This window comes from Massilia sp. CT11-108 (assembly GCF_047302915.1).
In the GTDB taxonomy this organism is placed as follows: domain Bacteria; phylum Pseudomonadota; class Gammaproteobacteria; order Burkholderiales; family Burkholderiaceae_D; genus Telluria; species Telluria orientalis.
Genome location: NZ_JBKYMO010000184.1, coordinates 1 through 10,815, shown reverse-complemented (window position 1 = coordinate 10,815; position 10,815 = coordinate 1). Strand labels below are relative to the sequence as shown.

Genomic DNA, 10,815 nt, shown 5'->3' with positions numbered 1-10,815 from the left:
ACCCCCACCCCGCCAACCCCCATGTAGCTCCGTCTCGTGGGCTCGGAGATGTGTAAAACAGACAGCCCTGGCCCTGCCAGACGGCGACGACGCCGCCGCCCGCCAGGGTGGCCAGCGCCGGGGCGGACGTCCACGCGTCCAGCGCGGCGCCGGCTTTCGATTCGTTGGCGAAGCCGGGCAGGCCGTCCGTCGCGCCGTCTTCCACCGCATACGTGAGGACCTGCGTGACGCCCGTGTTCGGGAGCGGGTTGCCGTTGGCGTCGACCTGGTAGCGGTCGTAGTAGTGCACGGTCACCGCGGCCGACAGGCCGCCGGCCGGCAACTGGCTCGCGTCGGCGACCACCAGCCGGGCAGCCGTGTCGACGGCGGAGTTGTAGCTGATGCCGAACAGGCCAGGTTGCGACTGGCTCTCGATCACCCAGCGGCCGCCCGTCAGGTCACCCGTGTCGATCCCGGCCACGACGTCGACGATGTCGCCCGCGTGCGCGGTCGTGAACACGATGCCGCCGCCGACGACGATGCCCACGGGCTGGCTGTCCGGGAACACGGTGTCCTCGGCCGTGACGACGCTGCCGTCCGCCAGCTTGTAGAGGACGCCGAACGTGTCCGGCGTCGTTCCGTCGCCGGCCAGGCGGTCCTGGAACCGCCACAGCGTGCCGGCCGTGGCCACGTACGCGCCCTGGCCGTCGACCGGCATCGTGTAGGCGAGCCACGTCCGGCCGTAGTCCTGGCTGTACTGCATGTCGCCGCGGGCGAATGCCTGGCCCAGGCTGCTGGCCGCGTCGAAGGCGACGGCGGTGACGGCGGAAGCCGGGGCGCCGGCATAGCTCCAGGCCGTGCTGGCCTGGCCCGGACGGACGTAGTGGGAGGTCGTGGGAGTGGTCATGGCGTCGGTATCGATGGCGGGTGGCTGGGAGCGTCGCTACCCCATTCGCATATGATTCCCTATGGAAAACTTAAATTCAATGAGGAAATTGCTTTTCGAGAGTAAAGACGCGCGTAAACCAACGGAACATGTCTACTGATGCAATCGAATTGCCAAGGACAGATTCAACGGTGACAACACAGATATCGAACCCGCCAGCTTGCCGAATCGGCCATGCCCGTGAGCAGTTATAATCTTTGGAGCAACAGTCTGGCATTCCCCCGCACCTGCTTCCCAGCGCCCTTTGCGGGCCGTCCTGTTCACGGCTTCACACGATTTACCGATACACCTGAAGGATCAACATGCGTTTTCTGAATCGCTGTACCGCATTCCTGCGGCACGAGCGCGCACCCGTGCTCATGTCGATGCTCGTCCCTGTCCTGTTCGGCCTGCTCTCCGTGTGGCTGGGCCAGGATGAAAACTGGGACCTGCGCAATTACCACTGGTACAACCCCTACGCCTTGTTCAACGACCGGCTGCACGTCGACATGGCGGCCGGGAATTGGCAAAGCTATTTCAATCCGGCGATCGACGTCCCCTATTACCTGCTGAACCAGTGGCTGCCGGGCCGGGCCGTCGGGTTCGTGATGGGGTTCGTCCATGGACTCAACTTCATCCTGCTGCTGACGCTCGCGCGCCTCATGCTGCCCCGGGACAAGGCCGACAACCGCCTGTGCATCCTGTTGGCCCTCGCGGGCATGTGCGGCCCCAGCTTCCTGTCGCAGGTCGGCAATACGATGGGCGACAACCTGAGCGCCCTGTTCATCCTGGCCTCGCTGTGCATCGTCATGCGCGGCTGGGACCGGTTGCAGGCCCTGTCGAACGGCGCCGTCGCCACGCTGCTGCTGGCGGGCCTCGTGATGGGACTGGGCGCCGGGCTGAAGCTCACCAACGCGTCGTATGCGCTCGCGCTGTGCGTCGCGCTGCTGGCGGTGCCCGCCACGTTCGGGCGCGGGATCGCGGCGGCGTTCACGTACGGGTGCGGCACGCTGGCCGGCGTCGCGATCGCGGCCGGGCCGTGGTGGTGGCGGATGTGGAAGACGTTCGGCAATCCGCTGTTCCCGCAATTTAACAGCATCTTCAAGAGCCCCCTGGCGCAGCAGGTCGCCGTCATGGACACCGACCACCTGCCGCACGGTGCGCTGGAAGCCCTGTTCTGGCCGTTCGTGTTCAGCCGCCAATTCGCCCGCGTCTCGGAACTGCCGTTCAAGCAGGCGATCGTGCCGCTGCTGTACGCACTGGCCCTCGCGTTCGTCGCGCGCTGGCTGTACGACACGGTGCGCGGCGGCGCGCCGGCCGAGCGCCTGGCGCCGCGTGCGCGCTTCCTGCTGCTGTTCGGGCTCGTCGGCTATCTCGTGTGGCTGAAGCTGTTCAGCATCTACCGCTACCTGGTGCCCATCGAATTGCTGGGACCGCTGATGGTGTGGGTGCTGGTCCCGCGCCTGACCGGGCCGCGCGTCGGCCCGTACCTGGCCGGCGCCATGCTGCTGTTCACGTCGCTCTACGTCTATCCGTTCATCACGTGGGGGCACGCCGGCTGGGCCGAAAAGAGTTTCAGCGCGCAGCTGCCGCCGATGGAACATCCGGAGTCGACGCTCGTCTTCACCGCGCACGGCGATCCGCCGATGGGTTGGGTCTCGACCTTCGTCCCGCGCGAGGTGCGCGTCATTTCGCTCGGCGCGGGCTTCCCCGAGTCGCCCGCCTACCTCGAACGGATCCAGTCCGTGATCGCGAGCCGCCCCGGTCCGCATTACGCGATGCTGGCCGCCGATCCCCGCGACCAGGTCGAGAAGGACGAGGCCGTGGTCAAGGCGGCCACGCAGAACCTGGCCCGCTATGGCTTGACGCTCGACGCCGCCGGTTGCAAGCGCTATCCGGCGGCGATCGGCACGACCCCGTCGCCGGTCCAGATGTGCCCGGTGACGGTCAACAAGTAAGACTCAGGCGGCGTCCGCCCCGGCACAGTAGGCGGCCATCGCCGCCAGCACGCCGGGGTCCTCGCCGACGGCGGGGACGGTGCGGAACGTCACCTGCGGATGGGTGGCGCGCAACTGCTCCAGCAGCAGCGGCAGGTCGCGCAGCAGGTGGCCGCCCTGCCCCAGGAACACGGGGACGATGGTGATGTCGCGCGCGCCGAGCGCCACCTGGGCGCCCACTTCGTCCGGCAGGCTCGGCGTCATCAGTTCGAGGAACGCCAGCGACACCGCGCAATCCGGGCGCTGCGCCGCGGTGAGGTCGCGCAGGCGCTGGAACGGCGCGGCCCAGGCGGCGGCACGGGCGCCGTGGGCGAACAATACGAGTGCTTTTTCCATCAGTGTCTCTCCACCCAGCGCAGGGCCCCGATCGCCAGCAGCAGGAACAGCAGGCTGGGCGCGGCGGCCGTCACGAAGGCCGGCCAGGTCGACAACATGCCCACGTGCGAAAACAACGAGTTAATCAACAGGAAGCTCACGCCGATCATGATGCCGATGAAGATCTTCAGGCTCACGCCGCCGCTGCGCGTGTGCAGGTAGCCGAACGGCAGCGCGAGCGCCATCAGCACGAAGATCGACAGCGGGTCGAACAGCTTCTTCCAGAATGCGATCTTGAAGCGCTCCGTCTCCTGGCGGTTCTCCGCCAGGTGGCGCGTGTACACGGCCAGCTCGTTCGCGGACATCCGCTCCGGATCGGAGCGCGACACCGACAGGATCTTGGGCGTGATCTCGGACACGAGGTCCAGGCTCGCGACCTTGCGCGTGGAGACGGACGCCGTGTCCTGGCCGTACGTGCTCTGGATGGTCTGGCCGGCAGGAATCGGCGTGCCCGGCGCGGGCAGTTCGCGGCTATTCGAAAACAGGGTCTCGGTGACGTCGATCAGGCGCCAGGTGCTGTTGCCGCTGAACGTGGCGCTGGCGGCCGTGATCAGGGAGCGCATGCGCATGCTGTTGTCGAACTCGTACAGGCGCAGGTCGATCAGTTTCCCGTCCGGGCGGATCTGGCGCGCGTTGAAGAAGCGCGATCCCGTCACGGGCCCCTTCACGCCGCCCGCATGGATCGTGTCCTTGGTCCACATGCCCGAGCGGAATTCGGCCGACACCGTCGCGCCCTTCGCGGACAGGCGCACGCGTTCCGCGATCGGCGCCGTGCGCGGCGTGATCAATTCGCCGAACAGGAACGTGACGACGACGAACAGCACGCCGATCTTCGCCAGCATGATGCCGGCCTGCTGCGTCGACATCGACGACGCCCGCATGATCGTGAATTCCGAACTCTGCGCGAACTGCGCCATCGTGTAGATGGTGCCGATCAGCGCGGCGACCGGCATCACCTCGTACACGTGGCCGGGCAGCAGGAGCAGCACGTACAGGATCGCGTGCTGCATCATGTAGCCGCCCTTGCCCACCGACGGCAGTTCCTGGGTCAGGTCCATGAAGGCGATGAGGCCCAGGAACGCCACGAGCACGAAGGCGACGGCCTGCGCGATGTTGACGAAGAAGTAGCGCTGCAGGATCTTCATTGCGCGCCCTCCTGCGTCACCGCACCGCCGCGCAGCAGGCGGCGCCGCTTGAAGGCGCCCAGCAGGGCGAGCGGATGCCACGGATGGTTGACGTTCAGGCGCCATGCGAACAGCCCGGCCACGACCACGAGCGCGAACAGGTGCAGCGGCCACCACGCCACGCCGAAGTTCATCTTGCCCTGCTTGACGCTGGCTTCGAACAGTTTCGACAGATTGCTGTACGTGAAAAAGATCAGCAGCGCGAGGATCAGGTTGGCGGAGCTGCCGGCGCGCGGATTGACGAAGCCGAGGGGGATCGCCAGCAGCATCAGCACGAGGCAGGAGATCGGTGCCGACACCCGGTACAGCAGTTCGGCGTTCGTGTAGCGGTTGTCCGGCAGCGCCAGCAGCGCCGGCGTGGACAAGGCGTCGGCCGGCGTCTCGGTGCCGATCACGGGCGCCTGGCTGGAGACGCGCATGCGGTAGCGCTCGAACTCCATCGACTGGAAATCGGCGCGTCCCGGCTGGCCCAGGTAGCGGCGGCCGTTCTTCAGCACGAGGTATTGCCCGCCCTTGCCGTCCGGCTCGATCACGCCTTCCTTGGCGACGACGATGGAATTGCCGTCGGCGTCGACGGAATTCACGAACACGTTCTGCACGACGGTCGCGCCGCTCGTGCTGCCTTCGACGAAGAACACGCGGTTCGTGGACGGCGATTCGCGGAACTGGCCGGGCGACACGCGCTTGAGGTCTTCGCGCTTTTCGAAACGCTCGACGAATTCCGCGCTCTTCATCTTGGCCCACGGCGTCGCGACGAACGACAGCGCGGCGACGATCGCCACCATGGGCAGGCCGAACACGAGCACCGGCGGCACCCACCGCATCAGCGACTGGCCGGACGCGAACCACACGACCATTTCCGAGTCGCGATAGCTGCGCGTCACGGTGGCGATGACCGCGATAAAGCTGGTAAGAATGATGATTGTTGGCAGATAATTCAGCACCGAAAAGCCGATCAGCGCCAGCACGTCGCCCGAGGCGACCTTGCCGCCGGCGGCCTTGCCGAGGATGGAGATCAGGGTCCAGGTGACGAAGATCGTAAACAGGACCGTGAAGGTGGCACCGGCCACGCTGGCCAATTCACGCTGTAGGGCGCGTTGGAAAATCATTCGATAGTTATAATTGCTGGTTGGAAGGAACCCCGGGAACCGTCACAAGCGGGCGCCATTTGGAAGGTTCCTCGGACAGCACGCGCGTCAAAAACTCGAAACGGAGAATCAAATGGACTTTAGCATAAAAGCATTCGACACAAAAAACACGCTGACCGCAGCCAAATCGGGCTGTGTGGCAGTCGCGGTGTTCGAAAACAAGAAACTGTCGGAGGCGGCGAAAGCCCTCGATCTGAACGGCGCGATCAGCGCCGCCGTCAAGTCGGGTGACATCTCCGGCAAGCCCGGCTCCACCCTGCTGCTGCGCGGCGTGGCCGGCGTGACCTCTGCCCGCGTGCTGCTGGTCGGCATGGGTGCCGACGAAGCCGTGAGCGAGAAAAGCTTTGCCGGTGCCGTGACCGCTGCCCTGAAAACCTTCGCTTCGCTGGGCGCGCAGGATGCCATTATCGCATTCCCGCTGGAGAATGTGAAAGCCCGCGACCTGAACTGGGCGCTGCGCAGCATCGTCATCGCCGCGAACGAAGCGGAATTCCGCACCGACGCGCAAAAGAGCAAGAAGGATCCGGCACCCACCGGCGTGCGCAAGCTCGCCATCGCCGTCCCGGCCGCGACGCCGCAGATCAAGGCCGTGCTGGCGCAGGCGCAGGCCGTCGCCAACGGCATGAACCTGACGAAGGAACTGGGCAACCTGTCGCCGAACGTGTGCACCCCGACCTATCTCGCGAACACGGCGAAGAAGCTGGCGGGCGACTACGGCTTCGACATCGAAGTCCTCGACCGCAAGCAGCTCGAAGCCCTCAAGATGGGCAGCTTCCTGTCCGTCACCCGCGGCAGCGAAGAGCCGCCGAAGTTCATCGTCCTGAAGCACAACGGCGGCAAGAAGAACGACGCGCCGGTGGTCCTCGTCGGCAAGGGCATCACGTTCGACACGGGCGGCATCTCGCTGAAGCCGGGCCCCAACATGGACGAGATGAAGTACGACATGTGCGGCGCCGGTTCGGTGCTGGGCACCTTCCGCGCCATCGGCGAGATGGGCCTGAAGCTGAACGTCGTCGGCATCGTGGCCGCGTGCGAGAACATGCCGTCGGGCCGCGCCACCAAGCCGGGCGACATCGTCACCGCGATGAACGGCACCACCATCGAGATCCTGAATACGGACGCCGAGGGCCGCCTGATCCTGTGCGACGCCCTGACCTACGCCGAGCGCTTCAAGCCGGCCGCCGTCGTCGACATCGCGACGCTGACCGGCGCCGTGATCGTCTCGCTGGGCCACCACACGTCGGGGGTGTTCACGCGCCACGACGACGCCCACGACGCGCTCGCCCAGGAACTGCTGGACGCCGGCAGGCAGGCGGGCGACCCGGCCTGGCGCCTGCCGATCGGCGAGCAGTACAACGAGCAGCTGAAGTCGAACTTCGCCGACCTGGCCAACATCGGCACGCCGGGCGGCGCATCGATCACGGCGGCCTGCTTCCTGGAGAACTTCACGCGCAACTACACGTGGGCGCACCTGGACATCGCCGGCACGGCATGGAAATCGGGCGCGGCCAAGGGTGCGACGGGCCGTCCGGTGCCGCTGCTCACCACGTTCCTGCTGAACCGCGTGTAAGCGTTTTTCCGCTCCATGCACAACGGACGCCCGCGGGCGTCCGTTTTTTATCCGGGCATCAGAACACGACGTTGCCGGGCGCCGACTCCCCCGCCGCCGCGCGCGGCACCGCGGGCCGCATCAGCACGGTCAGGGTGGACTGGTAGGCGACGCCGTTGCCGTCGTACGGATTGACGTAGCCGCCGGCCCCGGCGCTGACGATGATGTTGCCGATCAGCCGGTCGGTATCGAAGAACGAGGTGGCGTGCGCGTCGGCGACTTCGCGCGCGCTGCCGGCGCCGTCGCGCGCGCAGTCGATCGTCAGGGGACTCCTGCTGCGCTCGACCGTGACCCGTCCCGGCGCCACGACGAACCAGCGCCCCGCCGCGTTGGACAGCACGCAGCCCACGCCCGTCACCTCGCGGTGGCCGAGAATGGTGTGGACTTCCAGCTGCTGCGTCGGCGCCACGGCGGGCGCCGTCACGCAGCCGGCCGTGACGGTGCACAGCGCAAGCGCGCAGGCGGTACGGAAAAAAATCAGGGACATGTCTTCACCGGTCATGCATACAGAGCATACCCATCCGTTTACGGCGGCAATCGGGAAGACATGAGGCAAAGCGCATCCCGGGATTGCCGGGATGGCGGAGCTAAGCTGCGGCCGGCACCGGGTCGATGGGCGCGAAGCGCGGCATGCGCTTCCCGTCCACGTCGACCAGTCCGAAAAATGCATCCCGCGGGCGGACCCAGGTCTTGCCGTCCTGCCCGCGATACACGACCACGGCCGTGTGGTCTGCCTCGAGGACAGCCTCGCAGACCACGTCGTACACACCGCCCTTGTAGTGGCGGTAGCGCATCAGGCCTTTTCTTCGGCCGTGGCGCGACTCCTCTTCTTGAGGTTCTGGATGACCTTGACGATGCCTTCGATGCCGGCGTTGTCATCCAGTTCGCTGAACGCGTCCAGCACCTCGTTGAGGACGCGATTGCGCACGCTCGCCTCGTCGGCCTGCATCTTCTGCGGCTGGTTCTCGGACGGCGCGAATTTCTGCGGCGCTTCAGCCGCAGCCTTCTGTCCGTGTGCCAGCGCGGCCTGCCAGATCAGCCAGCGGCGTTGGGTTTCGTACACGAGGTACTCTTCCGGCTTGTCTTCACGACGCCGGACAATGTGGCCATCGCGTTGGGCCCATGCTTCAAATGCTTGGCGCATTGTTGTCCTTTACAAAGCTGTGTGCAAATCCTGCTCTCGGATCCGCGATCGTTACACACCTGCCTAAGCCGGCCGCTCGACCGACCACGGCAACCATCTGATCAATGCAACGAATTGCTATTGAATACTTGGTTCCAGAGCAATATGCCAATAGTACAACCAAAGTTGGCCTACTGCAATTTTTTTCTTTCGAGAAGGAGACAATACGTAAATGTCCCGTCTCTTGCTGTGATTGTTACATCTTGTCACAGTTCGGCGCAACTTTCCAGCGTCGTTACGATTTTTTACTCCACGGACAATAATTTTACGACATCTTTGTTGCAATCGAAACAAATAATGACGATCGTGTCATGGCGTCACAGGCCAACTTATGTTGCAAGAATGACTCAAAGACACGATACTGCCCAGATTGTGCCGGACGGTCCGGCCTCCGTACCAAGATAGCCCATGAAAATCGCAACCTGGAACGTGAACTCGCTGAAAGTGCGCCTGCCGCACCTGCTCCAGTGGCTCGCCGCCAACCCCGTCGACGTCCTCTGCATCCAGGAGACCAAGCTCACCGACGACAAATTCCCCGTCGCCGCGATCAACGAGGCCGGCTATGAAGTCGTGTTCAGCGGCCAGAAGACGTACAACGGCGTGGCGATCCTGTCGCGCCTCCCCATCGCCGACGTCGTGCGCAACAACCCGCATTACCAGGACGAGCAGCAGCGCCTGATCGCGGCCACCATCGGCGGCGTGCGTTTCATCTGCGCCTACGTGCCGAACGGCCAGGCCGTCGGCTCCGACAAATACGCCTACAAGATGGGCTGGCTGGCCGCGCTGCGCATCTGGGTCGGCGCAGAGCTCGAGATCCACGAACAGTTCGCGATCCTGGGCGACTACAACATCGCGCCCGAAGACCGCGACGTGCACGACCCGGCACTGTGGGCCGGCCAGATCCACTGCTCCGACCTCGAACGCGAGCAGCTGCGCGAACTGTGCGGCCTCGGTCTCGTCGACGCGTTCCGCCTGTTCGAACAGCCCGAAAAGCAGTACAGCTGGTGGGACTACCGCCAGATGGCGTTCCGCCGCAACCGCGGCCTGCGCATCGACCACATCCTGCTGTCGCAGGCGCTCGCGAAGCGCTGCGAAGCGTGCGTCATCGACCGCGAACCGCGCAAGTGGGAGCAGCCGTCCGATCACACGCCGGTGATCGCGACGCTCCTTTAATTCAGCAGGGCCGGCACGGCAGCGGCATCCACCGGCCGCGCGAACAGATAGCCCTGGGCATACTGGCACCCGTGCCGACGCAGCAGCGCCAGCTGCGCCTCGTTCTCGACGCCCTCGGCCACGACGGCCATGCCGAGGCTCCCCGCGAGCGCCATGATGGCCGCGACGATGGCCTGGTCCTCGCTGCTCGTCTCGAGGTCGCGCACGAAGGCACGATCGATCTTGATCTTGCGGACCGGGAAGCGCTTCAGGTACGCCAGGCTCGAATAGCCGGTGCCGAAGTCGTCGATCGACAGGCGGATGCCCATGCGGTAGATCTGGCCCAGCGTCTCCAGCGTCTGGCCGCCGTGCTGCATCAGCGCCGTCTCCGTGATCTCGAATTCCAGCAGGCCCGGCTCGATGCCGGTGTCGTCGACGATGGCGCGGATCGACTGGATCAGGCCTCGGTGCATGAACTGGCGCGCGGACAGGTTCACCGCGAGCGGCAGCGCCGGCAGCCCGGCCCGCTGCCAGGCCATCGCCTGTTCGCAGGCGCGCCGGAGCACCCATTCGCCGACCGGCACGATCAGGCCGTTCTCTTCCAGGATCGGGATGAAGTCGTCGGGCGCCACGAGGCCCTGCTCCGGATGGCGCCAGCGCAGCAGCACTTCCAGGCCGTGCACGCGGCCGTCCTGCACGCCCACGATCGGCTGGTAGAACAGCACGAACTCCTCGCGCAGCAGCGCGCCGCGCAGGCGCGTCTCCATCTCGAAATGGCGTGCGGCCGCCGCGTTCATCGGCTCCGCGTAATACTGGTAATTGTTGCGGCCCGCCGCCTTGGCGTAGTACATCGCGGCGTCGGCCTTGCGCATCAGGCCCGCCGCGTCATCGCCGTCGTCCGGGTACAGGCAGATGCCGATCGACGGCGAGATGTGCAGGCTGTGGCCTTCGAATTCGATGGGTGCCGCCAGCGCCGCGATGATCTTGTCGCCCACGAGGCCGCACTCCTCGGCCGCGCGCACATCCGGCACCAGCACGACGAATTCGTCGCCGCCCAGGCGCGCGACGGTGTCGCTGGCGCGCACGACGCGGCACAGGCGCTGCGCCACTTCCTTCAGCAGGTGGTCGCCCGCCAGGTGGCCGAGCGAGTCGTTGATGGTCTTGAAGCGGTCCAGGTCGATGAACAGCAGGGCCAGCTTCGTGCCGTCGCGCCGCGCCGCCAGCAGCGCGCGGTCCAGGCGGTCGGACAGCAGCGCGCGGTTC

At 65.9% G+C, this 10,815-nt stretch carries 11 protein-coding genes; 3 read left to right on the top strand and 8 right to left on the bottom strand.

The window, feature by feature from the left end; genetic code table 11:
* Positions 1-886, bottom strand: an 886-nt coding sequence (locus tag ACEN88_RS15925; RefSeq protein WP_413341077.1) for a hypothetical protein, incomplete at its 3' end; no start/stop codon positions are given.
* 341 nt (positions 887-1,227) lie between these two features.
* Between ACEN88_RS15925 and ACEN88_RS15920 the strand changes: the two genes are divergently transcribed.
* Complete coding sequence (locus ACEN88_RS15920) at positions 1,228-2,862, top strand: hypothetical protein (protein ID WP_413341075.1); 1,635 nt, start codon at positions 1,228-1,230, stop codon at positions 2,860-2,862.
* 3 nt (positions 2,863-2,865) lie between these two features.
* Here the strand turns inward: ACEN88_RS15920 and ACEN88_RS15915 are convergent, their stop codons facing one another.
* Genes ACEN88_RS15915 through lptF form a run of 3 tightly spaced genes read right to left on the bottom strand, consistent with a single transcriptional unit; the run spans position 2,866 to position 5,569 of the window.
* Positions 2,866-3,237 carry a sirohydrochlorin chelatase gene (locus tag ACEN88_RS15915; RefSeq protein ID WP_413341072.1) on the bottom strand — a complete coding sequence of 124 codons (372 nt, stop codon included), beginning with the start codon at positions 3,235-3,237 and terminating at the stop codon, positions 2,866-2,868.
* Complete coding sequence (lptG, locus tag ACEN88_RS15910) at positions 3,237-4,421, bottom strand: LPS export ABC transporter permease LptG (RefSeq protein WP_413341070.1); 1,185 nt, start codon at positions 4,419-4,421, stop codon at positions 3,237-3,239. The genes ACEN88_RS15915 and lptG overlap by 1 nt, the downstream gene beginning before the upstream one ends.
* Positions 4,418-5,569, bottom strand: coding sequence for an LPS export ABC transporter permease LptF (gene lptF / locus ACEN88_RS15905; RefSeq protein WP_413341069.1), 1,152 nt, complete (start codon positions 5,567-5,569; stop codon positions 4,418-4,420). The genes lptG and lptF overlap by 4 nt, the downstream gene beginning before the upstream one ends.
* A 112-nt stretch (positions 5,570-5,681) precedes the next feature.
* On the opposite strand from lptF, the gene ACEN88_RS15900 reads away from it, so the two are divergent.
* On the top strand, positions 5,682-7,178 hold the full coding sequence (locus ACEN88_RS15900; RefSeq protein WP_413341067.1) for a leucyl aminopeptidase: 1,497 nt from the start codon (positions 5,682-5,684) through the stop codon (positions 7,176-7,178).
* Between the two features lie 58 nt (positions 7,179-7,236).
* On the opposite strand, the gene ACEN88_RS15895 is transcribed toward ACEN88_RS15900, so the two are convergent.
* The 3 genes from ACEN88_RS15895 to ACEN88_RS15885 form a co-directional block, all read right to left on the bottom strand.
* Complete coding sequence (locus ACEN88_RS15895) at positions 7,237-7,704, bottom strand: hypothetical protein (protein WP_413341065.1); 468 nt, start codon at positions 7,702-7,704, stop codon at positions 7,237-7,239.
* Positions 7,705-7,804: 100 nt separating this feature from the next.
* Positions 7,805-8,011: a DUF1653 domain-containing protein gene (locus tag ACEN88_RS15890; protein ID WP_413341063.1), complete on the bottom strand. Its 207-nt coding sequence runs from the start codon at positions 8,009-8,011 to the stop codon at positions 7,805-7,807.
* Positions 8,011-8,361: a hypothetical protein gene (locus ACEN88_RS15885; RefSeq protein ID WP_413341062.1), complete on the bottom strand. Its 351-nt coding sequence runs from the start codon at positions 8,359-8,361 to the stop codon at positions 8,011-8,013. The genes ACEN88_RS15890 and ACEN88_RS15885 overlap by 1 nt, the downstream gene beginning before the upstream one ends.
* 447 nt (positions 8,362-8,808) lie before the next feature.
* Here ACEN88_RS15885 and xth point away from each other — a divergent pair, with 447 nt between their 5' ends.
* Positions 8,809-9,573, top strand: a complete 765-nt coding sequence (gene xth / locus ACEN88_RS15880) for an exodeoxyribonuclease III (RefSeq protein ID WP_413341060.1) — start codon at positions 8,809-8,811, stop codon at positions 9,571-9,573.
* Here xth and ACEN88_RS15875 read toward each other — a convergent pair.
* Positions 9,570-10,815 (bottom strand): putative bifunctional diguanylate cyclase/phosphodiesterase (locus ACEN88_RS15875; protein ID WP_413341058.1); only part of this gene is annotated, 1,246 nt, incomplete at its 5' end. The genes xth and ACEN88_RS15875 overlap by 4 nt on opposite strands.